The organism is Streptomyces sp. NPDC051452, from assembly GCF_044454765.1.
Lineage (GTDB): Bacteria > Actinomycetota > Actinomycetes > Streptomycetales > Streptomycetaceae > Streptomyces.
In genome coordinates this window covers 392,094-414,817 of sequence record NZ_JBITEB010000002.1, presented here as the reverse complement: position 1 = coordinate 414,817, position 22,724 = coordinate 392,094, and the positions used below count along the sequence as shown (strand labels likewise).

Here is a 22,724-nt window from a genome sequence, read left to right as displayed (position 1 = left end):
TGACCGGTGCTCGGCTCCTCGCGGCGTCGTCAGGAGCGCGCTAGCCGGGCCGCGAGATAGGGCGCGGTGGCGCTGCGGCGGGCCTTCGCCACCTTGGCCGGCGGGCCCGCCGCGACCACCCGGCCGCCCGCGTCGCCGCCGCCCGGCCCGAGGTCGACGACCCAGTCGGCGGTGGCGATGGTGTCCAGGTCGTGCTCGACGAGGACGACCGTGTTGCCGGCGTCGACGAGCCGGTGCAGCTGTCGCAGCAGCAGCGCGATGTCCGAGGGGTGCAGCCCCGCCGTCGGCTCGTCGAGCAGGTAGAGCGCGTGCCCGCGGCGGGCTCGCTGCAGTTCGGTGGCGAGTTTGATGCGCTGCGCCTCACCGCCGCTGAGTTCCGTCGCGGGCTGGCCCAGCCGCAGGTACCCCAGTCCCACCTCGCGCAACGTCTCCAGACTGCGGGAGGCGGCCGGGACGGCGGACAGGAACGTGGCGGCGGCGTCGACGGACAGCGCCAGCACTTCCGCGATGTTCCTGCCGCGGTAGGTGACCTCCAGCGTCTCGGCGTTGTACCGGGCGCCGTGGCAGGTCGGGCACGGCGCGTAGGTGCCGGGCAGGAACAGCAGTTCCACGGCGACGAACCCCTCGCCCTGGCAGGTCTCGCACCGCCCCTCGGGCACGTTGAAGGAGAACCGGCCGGCCGAGTAGCCGCGCGCCCTGGCCTCGTCCGTCGCCGCGTACAGCTTGCGCACGGCGTCGAACATCCCGGTGTACGTGGCCAGGTTGGACCGGGGGGTCCGGCCGATGGGCCGTTGGTCGACCAGGACCAGCCGGTCGAACGACTCGACCCCCGAGGCGTCCTGGACGTCGACCTCCAGCCGCGCCTCGTCGGGCTCCTCGGGTACGACTCCGAGGTGGCCGCGGACGACCTCGGCGAGCACCTGCGTCACCAGCGTCGACTTTCCGGAACCGGACACGCCCGTCACCGCCGTCAGCACGCACAGCGGTACGTCGACGGACACGTCGTGCAGATTGTGTCGGGAGACGCCGCGCAGACGCAGCCAGCCGTGCGGTGAGCGCGGGCGGTGATCGGGCGGCTGGGCGCGCCCGAACAGGTACCGGCTCGTGGCCGACTCCGCGACCCGCTCGAGCCCTGCGACCGGGCCGCTGTACAGCACGCGTCCGCCGCCCTCGCCCGCGCCGGGGCCGATGTCGACCACCCAGTCCGCCCGCCGTACGACGTCCATGTCGTGCTCGACGACGAACAGCGAGTTGCCCGCCGCCTTGAGGCGGTCCAGCACGTCCAGCAGCGGTTCCGCGTCGGCCGGGTGCAGGCCCGCGGAGGGTTCGTCGAGGACGTAGACCACGCCGAACAGCCCCGAGCGCAGCTGGGTGGCGATCCGCAGGCGCTGCGCCTCGCCGGGTGAGAGGGTCGTCGAGCGGCGCCCGAGGCTGAGATATCCGAGGCCCAGGTCGAGCAGTACGTCGATCCGCGCGACCAGATCGCCGCAGATGCGGACCGCGACCTCGGTCGTCTCCCCGGATCGGGCGGTCGACGTGGTGGCGTCGGCCTCGGACCGCCCCGCGACGGGCCGCAGCAGCGCCACCACCTCGGTGAGCGGCATCGCGTTGATCTCGGCGATCGAACGTCCGGCGAAGGTCACGGCGAGCGCCTCGGGCCGCAGTCCGCTGCCGTGACACTCGGGGCAGGGCACACTCCTGACGAACCGGAGCGCCCGTTCGCGCATCTTCTCGCTCTTGGAGTCGGCGAGGACGTGCATGACGTGTTTGCGGGCGCTCCAGAACTTGCCCTGGTAGCCGTAGTCGATGCGGTCCTCCTCCGGCTCGATGTACACGGAGGGCTGCTCGTCCGTGTACAGCAGCCAGTCCCGGTCCTTCTTCCTGAGCCGGCGCCACGGCCGGTCGATGTCGATCCCCAGGTTGCTCACGACGCTGCGCAGGTTGGCGCCCTGCCAGGCGCCCGGCCAGGCGGCGATCGCCCCCTCGCGGATGCTCAGCGAGGGGTCCGGGACGAGCAGGTCCTCGGCGACGTCGTGCACGACCCCCAGTCCGTGGCACTGCGGGCAGGCGCCGGCCGCGGTGTTGGGTGAGAACGACTCGGCGTCCAGCCGTGCGGCCCCGGGCGGATAGGTACCGGCGCGGGAGTACAGAATGCGCAGCAGATTGGAGAGCGTGGTGATGGTGCCGACGGTCGAGCGTGAGCTGGGCGACCCGCGTCGCTGCTGCAGGGCCACGGCCGGTGGCAGTCCGGTGATTTCCTGCACGTGCGGTGCGCCGACCTGTTGCAACAGCCGTCGGGCGTACGGTGCCACGGACTCGAAGTAGCGCCGCTGCGCCTCGGCGTAGAGCGTGCCGAACGCGAGCGAGGACTTGCCCGAGCCGGAGACGCCGGTGAAGGCGACCATCGCGTCCCGCGGAACGTCGACGTCGATGTTGCGCAGGTTGTTCTCGGTGGCGCCCCGGACATGCACGAAGGTGTCGCTCGCGTCCTTGTTCACCGTTCCTGATTACCCGATCGCGCCGGGAACCGCGCGACAGGCGCCGCCACCGGCAGCCGGAGAGACCCGGTACGAACGCGGGCCGGCATGGGGAAGGCCGGTCCGCCCGGGCGGACCGGCCCCTGTTTGTTCCGGTTGTTGTTCCTGCTTCTTCCCTTGTACTTCCATTCCTTCCTTTCCTCGGGGCCCCTCCTACGGCCTGGGAGTGCTCCTCATCGCCGTACCGGCGCACACGAGTCCGAGGACGAGCGCCAGCGCACCGATGATGATGTTGTTGATGATCACGCCCTTGTCCGGTCCACTGCCCACGATCCACGGTGCGATGATCATCCAGATGCCCAGGGCGCACATGGCCCAGCTCAGGCCGTACATCCGCTCGGGGGCTCGGGTGAATCCCAGTGCGAGCAGACCTATCGCTATGCCCATGATCAGGTTGTGGGTCATGAGCGAGGGCTGGCTCGCGGAGTAGTGCACGATCCACGGAGATGCCGCGCAGTACAGGCCGAGCAGGAAGACCGGCCCGTCCACGAGCGCCACATCACGACCTCCGAGCACGCGGTCGTAGCGATCGCGCATCTCGGGGACATCGGGGTGGGTCGACATGTCACCCCTGTGCGAGACGTTGGCCATGACTCGTCTCCTTCGACTGCGTGGGCCAGAGCGCTTTCGGTGCGGTACGGGAACAACACCGCATTCCTAGTTTGCTCTTATTTGTCCTTTATGTGTAGGGGGCTGCGGGTAGTTCGTCGGTCAGATTCCGGCGCAGCTGGCGCAGGCCGCGCCGCGCATGGCTCTTCACCGTGCCCAGCGGCCAGCCGGTGCGCTCCGCGATCTGGGTCTGGGTGAGGTCCTCGTAGTAGGTCAGGCGCAGCACGCGCTGTTGCGGCGCGGGCAGCCGGGCGAGTTCGCCGCGCACGAAGACGCGCTCCAAAACGGCGTCGGGGCGCCCGGCGGCCGAGTCGTCCGGTGGCAGGGCCGCGCCGGCGGCCGCGATCAGCTCGCCGCGGCGCGTCCGCGCGGAGAGCGCGTCGGCGACCTTGCGGCGGGTGATGCCGACGATCCACCCCGCCAGCGTCCCGCGCTCCGGCCGGTAACCGGCGCGTCCGCGCCAGACCCCGAGGAACACCTGCTGGGTGACGTCCTCGGCCTCCTTCGCATCGCCCAGCGTGCGCGCCGCCAGGGTGTGCACCAGGCCCGACCAGCGCCGGTAGGCCGCGACGAGACAGGCGTCGTCGCCGGCCACCAGGCCCCGCGCCAGTTCCTCGTCGCCGAGCGGCTCCCCGGCGGACGGCCACGCCGACGCCCGGGGGGACGTGGCGACGGGCGGGTCGGCGCAGGGCACGGCCGGCCCGCGGCCGACGGTGGTCGTGTACGGGCTCATGACGGCTCCTTCGCGTATGGCCGGCCGGGACGTGACGGGCATGGCACGTGCCCGTTTCACCACGGCGGACCGGGACCTCCCCGGGAGCGGATCCCGGGCGTGGTCATCGTGTGAGCTGTTCCACAGGCCCCACAACTTGCATCGTTTCTGCGTCGTATAGTTGCCGCATGGACGAGTCCACGGCCGCACGGAGCACCGCGAAGGCGGCCCGTCCTTCGCGGGCGGCCGAACCCAGGCTGACGACGGGCGCGCTGGCCCGCCGCCTCGGTGTCTCGCCCACCACGCTGCGGTCCTGGGACCGGCGTTACGGCATCGGCCCCGCCGCACGCACCGACGGCCGGCACCGGCGCTGGACACCCGAGGACGTCACGATGCTGGAGACGATGTGCCGGCTCACCGCGTCCGGAGTGCCGCCCGCCGAGGCCGCCCGGGCCGCGAAACAGCAGGCGGACCAGGCAGCCGTCCGGCCCCCGGAGGGCATCGCGCCCCCGCCCCGGCCGCTGCTCGTGCCTCGGCCCGTACCGGGCCCGTCCGCGGGGGAGGACGAGGGGCCCTGGGCGGCGGCGCCCGGCACATCGGCCTCCGCCGCCGCCCGTCAGGACGGCCGGGGCCTGGCCCGCGCGGCGGTCCGGCTCGACGCCGCCGCCGTCGGGGAACAGCTGGACACCGCCGTGATCCGCTACGGCGTCGTGACCGCCTGGCAGGAGGTCATGCTGCCGACCCTGCACGCCGTGGGCCGCAAGTGGGCGTCGTCGGAGGACCGGTACATCGAGGTGGAGCACCTGCTGTCCTGGCACGTGTCCACCACCCTGCGGCGCCACACGCGCGTGCCCGCGACACCGGCCGGGTCACCCGGGGCCGGGCCGGTGCTGCTGGCCTGCGTCCCCGACGAGCAGCACACCCTCGCGCTGGAGGCGCTCAACGCCGCGCTGAGCCACCGCGGTGTCCCGACGCGGATGTTCGGCGCCGCCGTTCCGGCGGAGGCGCTCGCGGCGGCGGTACGACGCCTGGGCCCGGCCGCCGTGGTGCTCTGGGCACAGGCGCGTTCCACCGCGAGCCTGCCGCTGGCCGAACAGATCGCCGCCCTGGAGTGGGGCGTCAAGGGAGCCCGCAGCCAGCCCCTGATGATGCTCGGCGGCCCCGGCTGGGCCGGCCGGCCCAGCCACGGCATGCGCCGCCCGACCGGCCTGTCCGAGGCGCTCGACACCCTGGCGGCGGCCTACGCCCCGACGCCCCCCGGCGAACCGCTCCGAGACGACGCGGCCGAGACCTGGGCCGGGCGCTGACGAGCCGGCGGTCCGCCGGCGTGCGCGACCGTCACCCCACGGCTCCGGCACCGGCCCCGCTCAGCCCCGGTCCCGGGCCCGTCTGAAGCGGGCCAGGCCCTCGGCGAGGTCGACGATCGGATCCGGATACCCCTCGACACCGGACCGGTCCGCACCCCGCAGCTTCCACGGCTCGTGGACCGCGGCACCCGCCACACCCTTCAACTCCGGTACCCAGCGCCGCACGTACGCGCCGTCGGGGTCGTGCCGTCTGCCCTGGGTGACGGGGTTCAGGACCCGGTTCGGACGGGTGTCCGTGCCGGTGCCCGCGACCCACTGCCAGTTCAGCTGGTTGTTGGCCAGGTCCCCGTCCACCAGCAGCTCCAGGAAGTGCCGCGCCCCGATGCGCCAGTCGACGTACAGCGTCTTGGTGAGGAAGCTGGCAGTGAGCAGGCGGGCCCGGTTGTGCATCCAGCCCTCGTGCAGCAGTTGGCGCATCGCCGCGTCGACCACCGGATAGCCGGTACGGCCCTCCCGCCACGCCTCGATGTCGGCGCCGGCCGTCCGCTCGGACCGCCAGCGGTCGTGCTTGGTGCGGTAGTCGGCGGTGCCCGCGGCGGGCCGCGCCGCCAGCACCTGGCGGTGGAAGTCACGCCAGGCGACCTGCCGTACGAACGCCTCCGCGCCTGGCCCGCCCGACCGGCGCGCGCGGTGCACGAGCTCCACGGGGGACAGCGTGCCGAAGTGCAGGTGCGGCGAGAGCCGGGAGGTCGCGTCCCCGGCGAGGTCGTCGTGCCGGTCCTCGTAGGCGGCCACGCCCGAACGCAGCCACGCGGTGGCCCGTCTCCTGCCCTCCGTCTCCCCGCCCGCGGCCAGCGCCGGCGACAGGTCCCGCAGCGAGGCCCGCGACGGCAGTTCCTCGGACCCGACCCCGGCCGGTACAACGACCGAACGGGGCGCGTCGAGGACGTCGCGCAGCCGCTGTCCCGTCCACTGGCGGAAGTACGGCGTGAACACCGCGAAGTGGTCGGAGGAGGCCGGGGTCACCAGCCCGGGGGGCACCGCCGTGGTCACCGACTCGTGGACGTGCAGCCGGCGTCCGTCGGCCTCCAGGGCGCGTCGCAGCCGCCGCTCCCGCAGCCGGGCGTAGGCGCTCACGTCGGCCGCCATGTGCACCTCGTCGGCCTCGGCCTCAGCCGCCACCTCGCACACCCGCGCCACGACGTCGCCGGAGCGCACCACCAGCCGCCCGCCGCGCCGGCGCAGCCCGGCGTCCAGGTCGTGCAGACAGTCGGCGAGGAACGCCAGCCGGTTGGGCGCCGCGAAGCCCGCATCCGCCACCCCGCTGTCGCGCACGAAGAGCGGGACCACCTCACGACGGCCGTCCAGCGCGGCCCGCAGGGGCGGGTGGTCGTGCAGGCGCAGGTCGGCGGTGAACAGGACGACCGAGACGTACATGGCGCGACTCCGGAGCGAGGGATACGGACGACGCTGAGCAGTTCCGGACCCGCGGGCCCAACGGATGCGGGGGGCGCGCGACCCCGGCCTCCCCGTGGGTCGGTGTCGGTCAGGACCGGGTGTGATCCACTCGACCACGGTCCCGCGACGCGCCCGTGCCGCCCCGTGCCGGTTCCCGCTTCCGCCCCTCGTCGGTCATCGGCCGCGCGCGTGGGTCTGGCGGGCCGCCGCCCGTGCGATGTTGCGGGCCATACCGCCGAACACGATGGCGTGGAAGGGGGAGACGCTCCACCAGTAGGCGTGGCCGAGCAGCCCGCGCGGGTGGAACAGGGCCCGCTGGCGGTACCGGCTGCGGCCGTCGCCGTCCGGCTCCGCCGACATCTCCAGCCAGGCCAGGCCCGGCAGCCGCATCTCCGCCCGCAGCCGCAGCAGACGTCCGGGCTCGATCTCCTCCACGCGCCAGAAGTCCAGCGAGTCGCCCGCCCGCAGCCGCTCGGCGTCGCGCCGGCCCCGGCGCAGGCCGACCCCGCCGACCAGCCGGTCCAGCCAGCCCCGCAGGCTCCAGGCGAGCGGGAAGGAGTACCAGCCGTTCTCGCCGCCCACGCCCTCGATGACCCGCCACAGATCGTGCACCGAGGAGTCCACCACCGCCTCGCGTCGGTCGGTGTACAGGCTGCCGCCGGCCCAGTCGGGGTCGGTGGGCAGCGGATCGCTGGGCGCGCCGGGCACCGCGGCGGACGACCAGCGCGTGATCACCCTCGCCTCGCGCACCCGGCGCAGCGCCAGCCGCACCGCCTGGTCGAAGCCGAGCGGATGCCCCGGCGGATCCGGCACATACCGCGCGATGTCGTGCTCACGGCACACCACCTCGTGGCGCAGTGACTCGGTCAACGGCCGCGCGATGGACGCGGGCACCGGCGTGACCAGCCCCACCCAGTGGCTGGACAGCCCCGGGGTCAGGACCGGCACGGGCAGGATGAGCCGCCGCGGCAGGCCCGCCACGCGCGCGTACCCGAGCATCATGTCCTGGTACGTCAGGACCTCCGGGCCGCCGATGTCGAAGGTGCGGTTGACGTCGTCGGGAAGGCTCGCGGCGGCGACGAGGAGGCGCAGGACGTCACGTACGGCGATGGGCTGGATGCGGGTGTGCACCCAACTGGGGGTGATCATCACCGGGAGGCGTTCGGTGAGGTAGCGCAGCATCTCGAAGGAGGCCGAGCCCGAGCCGATGATGACGGCGGCCCGCAGCACCGCGGTCGGCACCCCGGAATCCAGCAGGATGCGGCCCACCTCCGTCCGGGACCTGAGGTGCGGGGAGAGTTCGCCCTCGGGGACCCCGGCGGGCGTCAGCCCGCCGAGGTACACGATCCGCCGCACACCGGCGGCTTTCGCGCTCCGCGCGAAGACGCCGGCCGCGCGGCGGTCGGTCGCCTCGAAGTCCTTGCCGCTGCCCAGGGCGTGCACCAGGTAGTACGCCACGTCGACGCCCCGCATCGCCTCGGCCACGGAGTCCGCGTCGGTGACGTCGCCCCGCACCACCTCCGCCTCACCGGCCCACGGATGGTCGCGCAGTTTGCCGGGGGAGCGCGCGAGGCAGCGCACCCGGTGCCCGGCGGCCAGCAGCTCCGGCACCAGCCGGCCGCCGATGTAGCCCGTGGCGCCCGTCACCAGGCAGCGCAGTCCGTCCCTCGACCCGTCGTCGTCCATGGCTCCGCGTCCTCCGCGTCGGTGGTCTCCCGGAGATCACTTCCCGCTCGGCCGGGGCCGCGGATGCGTGTCCCCCGATGGGCTGATCCTGTGCGGGAAAGGGGTGACATGTGCGCGCGGAACCAGGGCAAGCGGGGAAATACAGGCTGTACGTTCCGTCCGACCGTCTTTCCGGAGGTGACCGCCGCCATGAGTGCGAAGGTGTTGGAGCGTTTTCCCGCAGGCTCACCGCGTGGATCCTGGCCGGCGGAGGAGTTCGCCGCCGCCCGGCGTGCGGAGGGAGAGCCCGCGACCGTGGTGATGGACCTCAGCTCGGACGCCTTCCTCGTCGTGGTCGAGGGCCACGACGACGAAGGCGTCTGACGTCACACACACCGGCTTGGTTCGGGGCCGTCCCGCCCCGGCGGCCGGCCGGTTCCGCCAGTCCCGTCCCGCGCGGCTCGTCCCCGCGCCCGTGCCCAGCCGGGCCCGCGCCCTGGCCCGGGAACCCTCGGGCGCCCGGACCGCCGGCGTGCGACCACATCCGCGCGGCGGTCACATCACGTCCCCGCCGACCGGGGGCCGGTGACGCCCCGGCTGCCGGGCCGCGAGCACACAACACCGCCCTCTCCGCGAACGCCAGCGCGTCCGGGCCACCAGTGCACACTTCGGACTTCGCCGAACAGCGGCTGCCGGACGGCGCCGGACACGCCGTGTGGACGTGTTCCCGGGTCGACACCTGGCGGGGGCCGGCCGCTCAGCGCGCCGAGGCCGCCGCCCACTCGGGACAATGTGCGGCGTGTACGCCATGCAGACGGTGTGCTCCCCTCGCAGGACGCGTGGGATTCCGCGATCCGGGGCCAGGGCCTCGACTGGAACACGGCACGGCCGCGCAGTCGCCGCCGGCCCCGAACACCGCTACGGGGGCGGTCAGTCCGTCCCGGGAGACGGTGAGCGGAGCCGACGGGGAGTCCGGGTGGGTCAGGCAGCGGACGCGGCAGCCGCGGACCCAGGACCACGGGGAGCCGCGTCAGCAGCGGCCGGGGCGGCCGGGCCCTGTCGGGCCACAGCCGTGACCGCCGCACCGCGCCGGGGCTACGCGCAGCACCGGTACTCGCAACGCCCGTGCCGCGTCGGAGCCGTCGGACCCGGCGCCGCGCGGAACCGGCACGCCCGGCGCGGCGTCGGGCAGCGCCAGGGAGTCCGGCCGTCGCGCGCGGAGTTCGGCGGTCCGCGATACGAGACCGGCCGGGATTTCCTTGACGGTTCTTCGGGGCTGCTGCCACGATCGGCGGCATGACGATGCGACTGGACCTCACGCGGCGACGCCATGTCGACCTCGCGCGCGTATCCAGCGCCTCCTGTCGCCTCGCGGGCTGACCGCCGCTTCCAGCCCCTTCGATCCGGGCGCCCCTTCACGTCCGCGTTCCCCGCTGCTTTCCGTGCCGGAATCCGGTGTGCCCGACATCGCCCCCAGTCACGGTGCGAGCGGTCCGCGTCCGATCCCACAGTGGGGGCCGTGACAGGACGGCCGGCCGAACCCCCTCTCGAGCACACCCGTACGGCACCGCGCCGCGCCGCCGCACGAACTCCGACCGGACCGACGCGTTCCCCGCGGGCGTTGTCCCGGTAGGGCGTCCGGCGCGCCACAGAAACGAGGTACCCATGGCCACCGTCCTGTCCGTCTCCGGCAGTCCCTCCGCGTCCTCGCGCACCGGTCGTCTGCTGCGCCACCTGGACGAGCGCCTCATCGCGCAGGGCCACCGGGTCGTCCCGCTCGACGTGCGCACCATCCCGGCGGAGGCCCTGCTCGGCGCGGACTTCCGGCATCCGGCCATCGTCGAGGCCACCGAACTCTTCGCCCGCGCCGACGGCGTCGTGGTCGCGACCCCCGTCTACAAGGCGTCGTACTCCGGTGTCCTGAAGGCGCTGCTGGACTTGCTCCCGCAGTACGCGCTGACCGGGAAGACCGTGCTGCCGCTCGCCACCGGTGGCTCCACCGCACATGTCCTCGCCATCGACTACGCGCTGCGGCCGGTGCTGAACTCCATGGGTGCCGGCCACATAGTCCAGGGCTGGTTCACCCTCGACAAGGACATCACCGTGCGGGAGGACGGTTCGCTCACCGTGGCGCCCGGCACCGCCGAGGCGCTGGAGCAGGTGGTGGACCAGTTCTCGGCCGCCCTCGACCGGACGCCGGCCCTGGCGGTCGCGAGTTGACCGGCCGCCGGCCTTGGCGGTCGCGAGTCGACCGGCCGTGACCGCCCACGTCGTCGACGGCGGCGCGCGGGCTCACGGTGAGCCGCCGTCACCGACGTGCCGAACGCATGCCCGGCCGCCCCGGCACGGCCCGCCCCGATCGGAGACCCGTATGTCCCTCACCTTCCACTGGTTCCTGCCCACCAACGGCGACAGCCGCCATGTCGTCGGCGGCGGCCACGGCACCCCGGCGACCGCCTCCGGCCGGGACCGGCCGCCGACGGTCGGCTATCTGAGCCAGATCGCCCGCGCCGCCGAGGACCTCGGCTTCGTCGGTGCGCTCACCCCGACCGGGGCCTGGTGCGAGGACGCGTGGCTGACCACCGCGATGGTCAGCCAGCACACCGAGCGGCTGAAGTTCCTCGTCGCCTTCCGGCCCGGCTTCGTCTCGCCGACGCTCGCCGCGCAGATGGCCTCCACCTTCCAGCGGCAGACCGGCGGACGGCTGCTGCTGAACGTCGTCACCGGCGGTGAGAGCCACGAGCAGCGGGCCTACGGGGACTTCCTGGACAAGGACGCACGCTACCGCCGTACCGGCGAATTCCTCCAGGTGGTTCGGGAGTTGTGGGCGGGCAAGAGCGTCGACCTGCACGGCGAACACCTCCGGGTGGCGGACGCGAGGCTGAGCCGGGTGCCCGACCCGGTGCCCGAGGTGTACTTCGGCGGCTCCTCGCCCGTGGCCGGGCAGATCGCGGCCCGGCACGCGGACGTGTACCTGACCTGGGGCGAACCACCCGCTCAGGTCGCGGAGAAGATCGCCTGGATCAGGGGCCTGGCCGCCGGGCACGGCCGCGCCCCGCGCTTCGGCATCCGGCTGCACGTCATCACCCGGGACACCTCCGAACAGGCCTGGGCGGAGGCGCACCGGTTGCTCGACGGCTTCGACCCGGAGACCGTACGGTCCGTGCAGACGGGCCTCGCCCGCAGCGAGTCCGAGGGCCAGCGGCGCATGCTCGCCCTGCACGGCGGCAGCCGGGACAGCCTGGAGATCCACCCCAACCTGTGGGCCGGTATCGGATTGGTGCGCGGCGGAGCGGGCACGGCGCTGGTCGGCAGCCACGAGGAGGTCGCCGAACGGATCAAGGAGTACCACGCCCTCGGCATCGACGAGTTCGTGCTCTCCGGGTATCCACATCTGGAGGAGGCCTACTGGTTCGGGGAGGGCGTACTGCCCCGCCTGGCGGCGCAGGGACTGTGGACGCACCCGGACGCGGAGACCGGCGTCCGCGCCGCGCAGGTCCCGTTCGTGGGCTGAGCGACCCGCCCCGCGGACTACGGCCCCCTGGACCGGGTCGTGAACACCCCGTCCACGGAGGCGACTCGGGGTCTGCTCGCGGCGCGGGCCGTGCACGGCAGCGAGGAGGTCGTGGTGGTGCCGCGCCGGCCACGGACCCGTATCCCGTGCCGGGTTGAACGGTTCCCCGCGCCGCCCGAGCAGGTGCGGCGCCCGGAGGCCATGGACCGGCGCGAGTCCGGTACGCCGCTCGCTCGCCATGATGGCCGTCGTACGGGCCGGTGGTACGGGCCGCCGCGGCCGCTGACGGGTGGCGCACCGGGGGCCGCCTCGGGCCCGGAGTCCCGCGCCCCGCCCGCCCGCGGGACATCGCCCGGCTACTCGCGTTCGCCACCGTGGCGGCCGTCGGCACCCACGCACTCGCCCAGCACACCCACGAGTCGCTCGACGGCCGTCCGCCGTCGACGGCGGGGTGTACCTACCGGGGCCTGCGCACGGCGAACCGGGGTGCCCCTACCGGGGCCTGCGCACGGCGAACTCGTTGCCGTCGGGGTCGAGCATCGACAACCGGCCGCCGTCGTCCTCGCCGATCTCGGACCGCGTCGCGCCGAGCGAGGTCAACCGGTCGACCTCCGCGGCCCAGTCGGCGCCCGCGGGGAGCGCCAGCTCGAAGTGCAGCCTGTTCGTGCCCGTCTTCGGCGCCACCGGGGGACCACCCCACGTGATCTTCGTACCACCGCTCGGCGCCTGGATCGCGGTCTCCTGGTCTTGGTCCCAGACCAGCGGCCACCGCAGGGCCTCGCTCCAGAAGTAGCCGACCTCCCGCGTGCCGTCGCAGGCCAGGGCTCCGATGAAGCCGGTGTCGGCGAGGAACTTGTTGCCGGCCTCGATGACGCAGAACTCGTTGCCGTCCGGGTCGGCGAGCACCACGTGCCCCTCGTGCGGGAGTTGGCCCACATCGATGTGCGTCGCGCCGAGCTCGAGCGCCCTGGCCACCGTCTGCCGCTGATCCTCCGGGGTGGTGCTCGTCAGGTCGAAGTGTGCCCGGTTCCTGCCGGCCTTCGGCTCCCGGCTCGGCAGGAACCGGATGCGGAACCCGGTGGTGTCAGGGGGGAGGATCGCGACGTCGTGGTCCGGATCGTCGGCCAACTCCCAGCCCAGCACCCCGGACCAGAACCGCGCCAGGCCCTCGGGCCGGGTCGCGTGGAAGCAGATCGCGAACAGTTGGCTCGTCATACCCCGTGCGTCTCCGATCCGCCGACGGTCGATACGGCGCCTCGCCCTCCCCGCGAGCGCAGTCTAGACGAGTGAGTCCGAAGCGATCAGTGGTCGAACGCGAGTGACTGGCTACGGGGCACGCGGGTTTGGCCCGCTGTACGCCGGCGCGATCGCGCTCAGTGTGGGAAGTGGTGCGGCAGCTCCGTGGTGAGCGCGGCCGCCGCCGGGGAGAGCCAGCGCCGGCGGTGGCGAGCCAGTTGGACGGTGACGTCGGGGAACCGCGGGCCGGACACCTGCGTCAGACGGCCCGCCGCGAGCGCCTCCGTGACATTGGCGCGGGCCAGCAGGCTGAGGCCGAGACCGGCCGCCACGCAGGACCTGGCGGCCTCCAGGCTGCCGAAGCGGGTGATCCGGGGCGGCGCGCCCTCGGCTGCGGCGAGCAGGCGCTCGATGAAGCGGTCGCTGTACGAGCAGCCCTGCTCGTGCAGGAAGTAGTCCTCACGGGCCAGCTCCGCCCAGTCGGCGGCTCGGCCGGCGGCGGGGTGCTCGGGCGAGCAGACGAGCACCAAGGGCTCGCGGGCCAGCGGCGTGCACTCGATGTCGCGGTACGCCGCCTCGTCTTCGAGCAGCAGCGCCAGGTCCAGTTCGCCGGTGCGGAGCGCGGCGACGGCGGACGCGGTGCCCATCGTGCGCAGATCCACCTCGACCCCCGGGTGGCTGCGCCTGAGCGCGGCGATGACTCCCGGCAGCCGCGCGGACACCAGCGTCTCCCCGGCCGAGAGCGTCACACGTCCGGTCGCCCGACCGTCCGCGCCACCGGCCGAGGCGGCGACCGCCCGCAGCCGGGACTCGGCCTCCAGCACCTCCTCGGCTCGCGCAAGCACCTCGCGTCCGGCGCCGGTGAGCACCACTCCGCGCGGCAGCCGGTCGAACAGGCGCAGGTCGAGTTCCCTCTCCAGCGCCTGCACCTGGGCGGTCACGGTGGACTGGACGAGATGCAGGCGCTCCGCGGCGGCGGTGAGGTTCTCGGTTCGGGCGACGGTGGCGAAGGTGCGCAGCAGCCGGGTGTCCATGCCGTCGACGATAACCTGCCATCGAGGAATGTGATGGGAAGGATCGCAAACCATCGTTTGTCCGGATGCCTGCTCGGTGCCACGGTAGGGGCATGAGCCCGCAGACACGCCCCGAGATCCTTCGTTACACCGCCTTCAGCACCGACGCCGTCGGCGGCAACCCGGCCGGCGTCGTGCTCGACGCGACCGCGCTGGACGCCGCCGCCATGCTCGCGACCGCCGCCGAGGTCGGCTACTCCGAGACCGCGTTCATCACCGCCGCGGACCAGGCGGCGCGCCGATTCCGGCTGCGCTACTTCAGCCCGCTGGCCGAGGTTGCGTTCTGCGGTCACGCCACCGTCGCCACCGCGGTCGCCCTGGCCGAGCGGATCGGCCCCGGCCCGCTCGTCTTCGACACCCCGGTGGGTGAGATCGCCCTGGACACCTCGACAACGCCCGCGGGCTCCGTGACGGCGACGCTCACCAGCGTCCCTACCCGCTCCCGGCCGGCGAGCGAAGCGGAGGTGCACGCCTCCCTCACGGCCCTGCGCTGGTCCTCGGAGGACCTCGACCCCGCCCTGCCGCCGCACGTCGCCTTCGGCGGAAACGAGCACCTGGTCCTGGCCGTCGCCACCCGCGAGCGTCTCGCGGCCCTCGACTACGACTTCGACGCTCTGGCCGACGTGATGCACCGGCACGGCTGGACCACGCTCCAGTTGGTCTGGCGTGAGACCCCGGAACTCTTCCACGCCCGCGACCCCTTCCCGATCGGCGGTGTCGTCGAGGATCCGGCCACCGGCGCCGCTGCGGCCGCCCTCGGCGGCTACCTGCGCGCCGTCGCCGCCCTTCCGCCCTCCGGCGCCTTCACCATCCGCCAGGGGGAGGATCTCGGCCGGCCCAGCCTGCTCCGGGTCGATGCCTCCACCGCGGACGGGCGCGTGCGGGTGAGCGGGCAGGCGGTGGCGATCGCGGGGGCGAGCGCGAGCACCGGCGGGGCCGGGGCCTGAGCGAACCGGTGGCGCCGCACGCGATGTCCGCGTGGCAGCCGCGAGAGCAGCGAGGGTCTCGACGCCCCCGCACGGAGGGGATTCTTCCGAAGTTTTTCCGCCCGGTCCGGGGCGCGGTGTCGATCCGGGGCCCGGCCGTTCGTGTAGGAGGTGACAGACAGCCCGATCCGGGCACGACGCCATGGAGGACGTCATGCAGCACTACCTGCTCAGTGTGGTCCAGCCGGCCGACGGCCGTCCGCCCGCCACCGAGGAGCTCGCCGAGATCATGCGCAACGTCGAGGCGTTCAACGACGAGCTGCGCGCGGCGGGGGCCTGGGTCTTCTCGGGCGGCCTGCACGGCCCGGAGACCGCGACCATGCTCCGCCCCGAGGGCGGTGACGTCCTCGTCACCGACGGCCCCTACGCCGAGGGCAAGGAGTACCTGGGCGGGGTGTGCCTGATCCGCGCCGCCGATCTGGACGAGGCCCTGGCATGGGGCCGCAAGGCCGCCCTCGCCACCACCCTGCCCATCGAGGTCCGCCCCTTCGCGGACCAGCACTGACGACGGACCAGTGGACGACGACCGGCCCGGGTACGGCGATGAGACCCGGCGGCGACGCCGACAACGGCACCCATGGCGAGAACGGCACCCACAGCCAGAACGGCACCCACGGCGAGCGCGGCACCCACGGCGAGCGCGGCACCGATGGCGAAAGCGGCACCGACCGTGAACGCGGCGCCATGACCCGGCCCCGCGACATCGAGACCGTCTTCCGTGCCGAGTACGGGCGCGCGGTCTCCGTCCTCGTACGCTTCCTCGGCGACATCGACCTCGCCGAGGAAGCGGTGCAGGACGCCTTCACCACGGCGCTGGACAGGTGGCCGCGGACCGGCCCGCCGCCGAGCCCGGCCGGCTGGATCATCACCACGGCCCGCAACCGGGCCGTCGACCGGCTGCGCCGTGAGTCCTCACGGCCGGCCCGGCACGCCGAGGCCGCCCGGCTGCAGGCGACCGACGCACCGCCCGAGGAGGGGCCCGTGCGCGACGACCGACTCCGGCTGATCTTCACCTGCTGCCACCCCGCGCTGGCCCCGCAGGCCCGCGTCGCCCTCACCCTGCGGCTGCTCGGCGGCCTGAGCACCACCCAGATCGCCCGCGCCTTCCTCGTGCCCGAGCCGACCCTCGCCCAGCGCCTGGTGCGTGCCAAGGCCAAGATCCGTGCCGCGGGCATCCCGTACCGGGTGCCGCGCGAGGCCGATCTGCCCGAGCGGCTGGACGCGGTCCTCGCCGTCGTCTACCTGATCTTCAACGAGGGCTACACCGGCGATGCCGGCCTCTGCGCGCAGGCGTTGCGCCTCGGGCGGCTGCTCGCCACGCTGATGCCCGACGAGCCGGAGGTCACCGGCCTCCTGGCGTTGATGCTGCTGATCGAGGCCCGGCGGCCGGCCCGGCGGGACACGGACGGCTCCCTGGTGCCACTGCCCGGTCAGGACCGGACCCGCTGGGAGGGGGCGCTGATCGCCGAGGGCCAGGAGCTGGTCCGCCGCTGTCTGCGCCGCAACCAGCCGGGCCCGTACCAGATCCAGGCGGCGATCAACGCGGTGCACAGCGACGCGTCCACCGCCGCCGCCACCGACTGGCGGCAGATCCTGTGCCTGTACGACCAGCTCATGACTGTCGCGCCGTCTCCTGTCGTCGCCCTGAACCGGGCCGTCGCGGTGGCCGAGGTCGAGGGGCCCGCTCGCGCCCTGGACCTGGTGGACGCGCTCGAACTGGGCCGCTACCACGTGCTGCACGCCGTCCGCGCGGATCTGCTGCGCCGGCTCGGCCGGCCCGCTGAGGCCGCCGACGAGTACGGCACCGCCGCCGAGCTGGCCGAGAGCGAGGCCGAACGCGCGTATCTGGAGCGCCGCCGACGCGAGACCTCCCCTCCGGAGACGTGACCCACCGAGGCCCCGCCGCCTCCGGGCACGTGACTCCGCTCACTGGCAGACCCGGAATCAACTTGAGGTCATGAAAGGTTGGTATATACATCTTACTGACCGAGACCCCAGGCCCGGGCCGATCCGGCCCGGGCCGCCACCAGCGAGGCACCCGTGACTCATTCCAGCACCGAGCAGCCCGCCGACGTCGTGGCCCGGCTGCGCGCCACCTTCGACACCGGGCGCACCAAGCCCGTCGAGTGGCGCACCGAGCAGCTGCGCCGGCTGCGCGCCATGCTCACGGAACGCGGCGCCGACCTCGCCGCCGCCCTCAACGCCGACCTCGGCAAGAGCCGGACCGAGGCCTACCGCACCGAAATCGACTTCACCGTCCGGGAGATCGACCACACGCTCGGCCACCTGGACGCATGGCTGCGCCCCGAGCCCGCGCCCGCCCCGGCGCACCTGGGTGCCGACGCGACGGCCTGGACGCAGTACGACCCGCTCGGTGTCGTCCTGATCATCGCGCCCTGGAACTACCCGGCCCAGCTTCTGCTCGCCCCCATGGTCGGCGCGCTCGCCTCGGGCAACGCGGTCCTCGCCAAGCCGAGCGAGCTGGCCCCGGCCACCTCGGCCGCGCTGGCCGAGCTCATCCCGGCCTATCTGGACACCGAGGCGGTCGCCGTCGTGGAGGGTGGGGTCCCGCAGACCACGGCCCTGCTGGCCGAGCGCTTCGACCACATCTTCTACACCGGCAACGGCACCGTCGGCCGCATCGTGCTGCGCGCCGCCGCCGAGCACCTCACCCCGGTCACCCTCGAACTGGGCGGCAAGTCACCGGCGTTCGTGGACCGCGGCGCCGATCTCGACGTCGTCGCCGACCGGCTCGCGCGCGGCAAGTTCCTCAACGCCGGCCAGACCTGTGTCGCCCCCGACTACGTCCTGGCCGACCCGGACACCGCCGCCGCCCTTGAAGGTGCGCTGGTCCGCGCCGTGGCGGCCCTGTTCGGCACCGACCCGGCCGCCTCGACGGAGTACGGGCGGATCGTCAACGAGCGGCACTTCGACCGGCTGTCCGGGCTGCTCGGCTCCGGCCGTGTCGTGGTCGGCGGCGGCAGCGACCGTACGGACAGGTACATCGCGCCCACCGTCCTCGCGGACGTCGCCCCCGACGCGCCTGTCATGCGGGAGGAGATCTTCGGCCCGATCCTGCCCATCGTCACCGTGGCAGGCCTCGACGAGGCGATCGGTTTCATCAACGACCGGGACAAACCGCTCGCGCTGTACGTCTTCACCGAGTCCGAGGAGACCCGTGCGCGCATCGCCGCCGAGACGTCCTCCGGCGGCCTGGGCTACGGCCTGCCGCTCGCCCATCTCACCGTCTCCGACCTGCCGTTCGGCGGTGTGGGGGAGAGCGGCATGGGCAACTACCACGGCCGCTACTCCATCGAGACGTTCAGCCACCGCAAGGCGGTGCTGTCCAAACCGCTGAGCTGATCTTCCGAAGCCCGACCCGTCCCGGACGCGCGTGATGGCCGGGACCGGGCCGGTCCACAGCCGGCCGCCGTGTGCCAGACTCCGCCGATGACAGCAGAAACGATCACAGCGGACGCCTCGGGCACCTTTCACCTCGGCGACCTGCCCGTCCGTCGCCTCGGGTTCGGTGCCATGCGGCTGACGGGCAGTGCCGCCTTCCACCACGGGACACCGAGTGACCGGGAGCGGTCACTGGCCGTCCTGCGCAAGGCCGTCGAACTCGGTGTGAACCACATCGACACGGCGGCCTTCTACTTCTCCTCGCTGCGCTCCGCAAACGAACTGATCAACAGCGCGCTGTCCCCGTACCCGGACGATCTGGTCGTCGTCACCAAGGTCGGCCCCTACCGCGACTACCAGGGCGGATGGGGTACGGCGGCGCGGCCCGACCAGCTGCGCGGGCACGTCGAGGAGAACCTGCGCCAGCTCGGGCGGGACCATCTCGACGTCGTCAACTTCCGCCGCCAGGGGCAGGATTCGATAGCGGAGCACTTCGGTTCCCTCGCCGAGCTGCGGGCGAAGGGCCTGATCCGGCACCTCGGCGTCTCCGGCGTCGAGCCCCGCCACCTCGCCGAGGCGCTGGAGATCGCGCCGGTGGTGTGCGTCCAGAACCGGTACGCGGTGGACCGGCCCGACCCGGTCGACGACGAGGTGCTGCGGCAGTGCGGTGAGCGCGGCATCGCCTTCGTCCCGTTCTACGCCGTCGCCGGGCGGGCCGGGGAGCGCGGCACGACGACCGCGCACGACGAGGAGGTGCTCTCCGTCGCCGACGCCCACGGTGTGAGCCCCGCGCAGGTCCGCATCGCCTGGACGCTGCACCAGGGCCCGCACGTCCTCGCCATCCCGGGCACCGGCAACCCCGACCACCTGGGCGAGAACGTCGCCGCGGGCGCGCTGCGGCTCACCAAGGAGGAGCTGACGCGGCTGGACGAGTCCCGCACCCGGGCGGTCTGACCTCGCCACCCCGCCGTACCGGGACTCTCGCGAGGACGCCACGGCGCCCCATCCGGCCGGAACGAGGAGTACGACGGGCGGGCCGGCTCCGCGCGCGGCGCACCCGTCCGGTCCGGGCCCCGCGCGAACGCGCCCGGGAACGCCTCCGGCCCGTCCCGGGCGTCCGAGGGTGAGAGGGGCACTGCCGCCGTCCCGGACGAATCCCCGGCGCCCGTGTCCCGCCGGTGGTGACGCGCGTAGAACAGCGACTGGCGTCCGTGACGTTTTACGTATAACCTCACCGGCTAACCACCCCGGATCGGAAGGTACCGATGCGACGCGTCGCCCTGGTCACCCTCGTCGTCGGCGACTACGACGAGGCCATTCGTTTCTACACCGAGGCCCTCGGGTTCCGGCTCGTCGAGGACGCCCCGCGTCCCGACGGATCGCGCTGGGTCGTCGTCGAGCCGGGCGGCGGCGCGAACGCCACCGGGCTGGTACTGGCCCGGGCCAAGGACGAGGACCAGCGCGGCCGGATCGGCGACCAGACCGGCGGACGCGTCGGGTTCTTCCTGCACACGGACGACTTCGCCCGCGACCACGCCCGGATGACCGCAGCCGGCGTGACCTTCCTGGAGGAGCCGCGCCACGAGGCGTACGGCACCGTCGCCGTCTTCCAGGACCTGTACGGCAACCGCTGGGACCTGCTCCAGCCCGCCGTCTGACGACCCCGCCCCACCATCCCGTGAACCATCGCCGAGGAAAGCCCCTGCCATGACCGCGCCCCGCATCGACACCGAGACCCTCCGCCGGCTCCCCAAGGCCGTCCTGCACGACCACCTCGACGGCGGCCTGCGCCCCGCCACCGTCGTCGAACTCGCGGCCGCGGTCGGTCACACGCTGCCCACCACCGACCCCGACGCGCTGGCCGCCTGGTACTTCGAGGCCGCCAACTCCGGCGACCTGGTCCGCTACATCGCCACCTTCGAGCACACCCTCGCCGTCATGCAGACCCGCGAGGGCCTGCTGCGCACCGCCGAGGAGTACGTCCTCGACCTCGCCGCCGACGGTGTCGTCTACGCCGAGGTGCGCTACGCCCCCGAGCTGAACGTGCGCGGTGGACTGACGCTGAACGAGGTCGTGGAGGCCGTGCAGGAGGGCCTCGCCGCCGGTATGGCCAAGGCGGCCGCCGCGGGCACCCCGGTCCGGGTCGGCACCCTGCTGTGCGGCATGCGGATGTTCGACCGCGTCGGCGAGGCCGCCGAGCTGGCCGTCGCCTACCGTGACGCGGGTGTCGTCGGCTTCGACATCGCCGGCGCCGAGGACGGCTTCCCGCCCGCCGACCACCTGGCCGCCTTCGAGCACCTGCGCCGCGAGAGCGTGCCCTTCACCATCCACGCCGGAGAGGCCCACGGTCTGCCCAGCATCCACCAGGCCCTCCAGGTGTGCGGCGCCCAGCGCATCGGGCACGGCGTCCGCATCACCGAGGACATCGTGGACGGCAAGCTCGGCCGCCTCGCCTCCTGGGTCCGCGACCGCCGTATCGCGCTGGAGATGTGCCCCACCTCCAACCTGCAGACCGGCTGCGCCACCTCGATCGCCGAGCACCCGATCACCGCGCTGAAGGACCTCGGCTTCCGGGTCACCCTCAACACCGACAACCGTCTGGTGTCGGGCACGACGATGACCCGGGAGATGTCCCTGCTGGTCGAGGAGGCCGGCTGGACGGTCGAGGATCTGCGCACGGTCACGGTGAACGCCCTCAAGAGCGCGTTCCTCCCCTACGACGAGCGCAAGGCCCTCATCGAGGACGTGGTCCTGCCGGGTTACGCGGCCGCTCTCTGAAGCAGTCCCCTGACGTAGGCGGCCTGTCCGACGTGCTGAAGATCGTCGGACAGGGCGCTCACCAGGCGGACCCCCAGGGTCACCGGCGGGTCCCACTCCTCGTCGACGACCCGTTCGAGATCCTTGGCGGCCAGTGCCCGCAGCGCCCCCAGCGTCTGCTCGTGCACGGCGTCGTAGTACCCGGTCAGCAGGTCCGCCGACGCCACACGCACCTTCGCCACCTTGGCCGGGGTGTGCCCGTACCCGGTGTCCTGGCGGGGCAGGTCCAGGCCGAAGCGTTTCACCCAGTCCCGAGCGAGCCACACCTGGTCGAGGCCAAAGGCGTCGGCGACATGGTCGTCCTGCACCCGGGTGAGGTGCCAGACGAGCCAGGCGATGGAGTTGGCCTCGGGAGCCGGACGACGGTTCAGCTCGTCCGCTCCGAGGCCGTCGAGGACGGCATGGACTTCTTCCCGGATGCGGCCGTGGCCGTCGATGAGGATGTCCTTCGCGTGCATACCCCCCACCATCCCAAAGAGCTCGCGCTCACGCGTCCGGGATCCGGCTCCCCAGGAGCGTCACGAGTGCCCGGGCGGCGGGGCTGGTGGCCCCCTCGGACGGCAGCAGGGCGACGGTCTCGTACCGCGCCTCGCCCGTGTCCTTCAGCGGCAGCGCGGCCAGCGAGGGCCGCTTGTGCCGGAAGTGCCGCGGTACGACCGCGATCCCCAGGTTCTCGTCGACGAGGTCCAGCAGACTGTGCACGTCGTTGACCTCCAGCGCGACCGTGCGCCGCGTGCCGGCCGCGGTGAAGACGGCGTCCGTGGTGCGGCGCGGGCCCCAGTCCGGGTGGAAGTCGACGAAGACCTCGCCGGAGAGATCGTCCGGGGCGAGGACGGGGGTGGCCGCGGCGAGCCGGTGACCGGGATGGCACAGCACGATCATCGGCTCGCTGGTCAGCGACACCGAGCGCAACTGGTCGGTGTCCGCCTGCGTGCGGTAGGCGAAGGCCAGGTCGAGGCGCCCGGCCGCCACCTCCTCGGCCAGCGCGCCCGAGCCCGCCTGCCGCAGCCGGATCTCCACGTCCGGATGCCTGCCCCGGAACGCCGCCAGCAGCCGGGCCACGTGCACACCGGCGATGCACTGCTCGGTTCCCAGCGCCAGCGTGCCGCGCAGCACACCCTGGACCGCCGCCACCGCCTCGTGCGCGGAGCGCACCTGCGCCAGGATCCGTTCGGCCTCCACCAACAGCGCGCGCCCCGCCTCGGTGAGCGTCACCCGGCGCGTGGTGCGCACGAACAGGGGCGCCCGCAGCTCACGCTCCAGCGCCCGGATGGACGCCGACAGACCCGACTGGGACACCATCAGGCGCTCGGCGGCCCGGGTGAAGTGCTGGTCCTCGGCGACGGCGACGAAGTGCTGGAGGTGGCGCAGTTCCATGATTGAGCAGCCTAGCCGCACAATTCCATCG

Annotated in this window: 21 protein-coding genes; 12 read left to right on the top strand and 9 right to left on the bottom strand. The window is 73.3% G+C overall.

Annotated features, from left to right (window positions below):
* Positions 1 to 29: 29 nt before the first annotated feature.
* The 3 genes from uvrA to ACIBA9_RS07105 form a co-directional block, all read right to left on the bottom strand.
* Entirely contained in the window at positions 30 to 2,498 is a 2,469-nt protein-coding gene (gene uvrA / locus ACIBA9_RS07115) for an excinuclease ABC subunit UvrA (RefSeq protein ID WP_399360425.1), read from the bottom strand.
* Between the two features lie 192 nt (positions 2,499 to 2,690).
* Positions 2,691 to 3,128: an SPW repeat protein gene (locus tag ACIBA9_RS07110; RefSeq protein ID WP_399360423.1), complete on the bottom strand. Its 438-nt coding sequence runs from the start codon at positions 3,126 to 3,128 to the stop codon at positions 2,691 to 2,693.
* An 88-nt stretch (positions 3,129 to 3,216) separates the two neighbouring features.
* Positions 3,217 to 3,879, bottom strand: a complete 663-nt coding sequence (locus tag ACIBA9_RS07105) for a sigma-70 family RNA polymerase sigma factor (protein ID WP_399360421.1) — start codon at positions 3,877 to 3,879, stop codon at positions 3,217 to 3,219.
* A gap of 167 nt (positions 3,880 to 4,046) precedes the next feature.
* Between ACIBA9_RS07105 and ACIBA9_RS07100 the strand changes: the two genes are divergently transcribed.
* Positions 4,047 to 5,165 (top strand): MerR family transcriptional regulator, encoded by a 1,119-nt coding sequence (locus ACIBA9_RS07100; protein ID WP_399360419.1) that lies wholly within the window; start codon positions 4,047 to 4,049, stop codon positions 5,163 to 5,165.
* A gap of 60 nt (positions 5,166 to 5,225) precedes the next feature.
* On the opposite strand, the gene ACIBA9_RS07095 is transcribed toward ACIBA9_RS07100, so the two are convergent.
* Complete coding sequence (locus ACIBA9_RS07095; RefSeq protein WP_399360417.1) at positions 5,226 to 6,602, bottom strand: cryptochrome/photolyase family protein; 1,377 nt, start codon at positions 6,600 to 6,602, stop codon at positions 5,226 to 5,228.
* Positions 6,603 to 6,797: 195 nt separating this feature from the next.
* Positions 6,798 to 8,309, bottom strand: coding sequence for an SDR family oxidoreductase (locus tag ACIBA9_RS07090; protein ID WP_399360415.1), 1,512 nt, complete (start codon positions 8,307 to 8,309; stop codon positions 6,798 to 6,800).
* A gap of 189 nt (positions 8,310 to 8,498) precedes the next feature.
* Here ACIBA9_RS07090 and ACIBA9_RS07085 point away from each other — a divergent pair, with 189 nt between their 5' ends.
* The 4 genes from ACIBA9_RS07085 to ACIBA9_RS07070 all read left to right on the top strand — a co-directional run bounded on the left by ACIBA9_RS07085 (position 8,499) and on the right by ACIBA9_RS07070 (position 11,802).
* Entirely contained in the window at positions 8,499 to 8,672 is a 174-nt protein-coding gene (locus ACIBA9_RS07085) for a hypothetical protein (RefSeq protein ID WP_399360413.1), read from the top strand.
* A gap of 912 nt (positions 8,673 to 9,584) precedes the next feature.
* Positions 9,585 to 9,668, top strand: coding sequence for a putative leader peptide (locus ACIBA9_RS07080; RefSeq protein ID WP_362159247.1), 84 nt, complete (start codon positions 9,585 to 9,587; stop codon positions 9,666 to 9,668).
* A 285-nt stretch (positions 9,669 to 9,953) separates the two neighbouring features.
* Positions 9,954 to 10,508: an NADPH-dependent FMN reductase gene (gene ssuE / locus ACIBA9_RS07075; protein ID WP_399360411.1), complete on the top strand. Its 555-nt coding sequence runs from the start codon at positions 9,954 to 9,956 to the stop codon at positions 10,506 to 10,508.
* A 151-nt stretch (positions 10,509 to 10,659) separates the two neighbouring features.
* A complete protein-coding gene (locus ACIBA9_RS07070) occupies positions 10,660 to 11,802 on the top strand; it encodes an LLM class flavin-dependent oxidoreductase (protein WP_399360409.1) in 1,143 nt (380 codons plus the stop codon).
* A 492-nt stretch (positions 11,803 to 12,294) separates the two neighbouring features.
* On the opposite strand, the gene ACIBA9_RS07065 is transcribed toward ACIBA9_RS07070, so the two are convergent.
* A complete protein-coding gene (locus ACIBA9_RS07065; protein ID WP_399360407.1) occupies positions 12,295 to 13,017 on the bottom strand; it encodes a VOC family protein in 723 nt (240 codons plus the stop codon).
* 158 nt (positions 13,018 to 13,175) lie between these two features.
* On the bottom strand, positions 13,176 to 14,072 hold the full coding sequence (locus ACIBA9_RS07060; protein ID WP_399360405.1) for a LysR family transcriptional regulator: 897 nt from the start codon (positions 14,070 to 14,072) through the stop codon (positions 13,176 to 13,178).
* Between the two features lie 92 nt (positions 14,073 to 14,164).
* On the opposite strand from ACIBA9_RS07060, the gene ACIBA9_RS07055 reads away from it, so the two are divergent.
* The 7 genes from ACIBA9_RS07055 to ACIBA9_RS07025 all read left to right on the top strand — a co-directional run bounded on the left by ACIBA9_RS07055 (position 14,165) and on the right by ACIBA9_RS07025 (position 21,277).
* Positions 14,165 to 15,058: a PhzF family phenazine biosynthesis isomerase gene (locus tag ACIBA9_RS07055; protein ID WP_399360403.1), complete on the top strand. Its 894-nt coding sequence runs from the start codon at positions 14,165 to 14,167 to the stop codon at positions 15,056 to 15,058.
* Positions 15,059 to 15,251: 193 nt separating this feature from the next.
* Positions 15,252 to 15,602, top strand: a complete 351-nt coding sequence (locus tag ACIBA9_RS07050; RefSeq protein ID WP_399360401.1) for a YciI family protein — start codon at positions 15,252 to 15,254, stop codon at positions 15,600 to 15,602.
* A 179-nt stretch (positions 15,603 to 15,781) separates the two neighbouring features.
* Positions 15,782 to 16,984 carry an RNA polymerase sigma factor gene (locus tag ACIBA9_RS07045; protein ID WP_399361242.1) on the top strand — a complete coding sequence of 401 codons (1,203 nt, stop codon included), beginning with the start codon at positions 15,782 to 15,784 and terminating at the stop codon, positions 16,982 to 16,984.
* A gap of 153 nt (positions 16,985 to 17,137) precedes the next feature.
* Positions 17,138 to 18,460 (top strand): aldehyde dehydrogenase family protein, encoded by a 1,323-nt coding sequence (locus ACIBA9_RS07040; protein ID WP_399360399.1) that lies wholly within the window; start codon positions 17,138 to 17,140, stop codon positions 18,458 to 18,460.
* Positions 18,461 to 18,547: 87 nt separating this feature from the next.
* Entirely contained in the window at positions 18,548 to 19,453 is a 906-nt protein-coding gene (locus tag ACIBA9_RS07035) for an aldo/keto reductase (RefSeq protein ID WP_399360397.1), read from the top strand.
* A gap of 311 nt (positions 19,454 to 19,764) precedes the next feature.
* Entirely contained in the window at positions 19,765 to 20,157 is a 393-nt protein-coding gene (locus ACIBA9_RS07030) for a VOC family protein (RefSeq protein WP_362159000.1), read from the top strand.
* 49 nt (positions 20,158 to 20,206) lie between these two features.
* Complete coding sequence (locus ACIBA9_RS07025; RefSeq protein WP_399360395.1) at positions 20,207 to 21,277, top strand: adenosine deaminase; 1,071 nt, start codon at positions 20,207 to 20,209, stop codon at positions 21,275 to 21,277.
* Here the strand turns inward: ACIBA9_RS07025 and ACIBA9_RS07020 are convergent.
* Both ACIBA9_RS07020 and ACIBA9_RS07015 read right to left on the bottom strand, forming a co-directional pair.
* On the bottom strand, positions 21,259 to 21,774 hold the full coding sequence (locus tag ACIBA9_RS07020; RefSeq protein ID WP_399360393.1) for a DinB family protein: 516 nt from the start codon (positions 21,772 to 21,774) through the stop codon (positions 21,259 to 21,261). The genes ACIBA9_RS07025 and ACIBA9_RS07020 overlap by 19 nt on opposite strands.
* Positions 21,775 to 21,802: 28 nt before the next feature.
* Positions 21,803 to 22,693, bottom strand: coding sequence for a LysR substrate-binding domain-containing protein (locus ACIBA9_RS07015; RefSeq protein WP_362158993.1), 891 nt, complete (start codon positions 22,691 to 22,693; stop codon positions 21,803 to 21,805).
* Between the last annotated feature and the right edge of the window lie 31 nt (positions 22,694 to 22,724).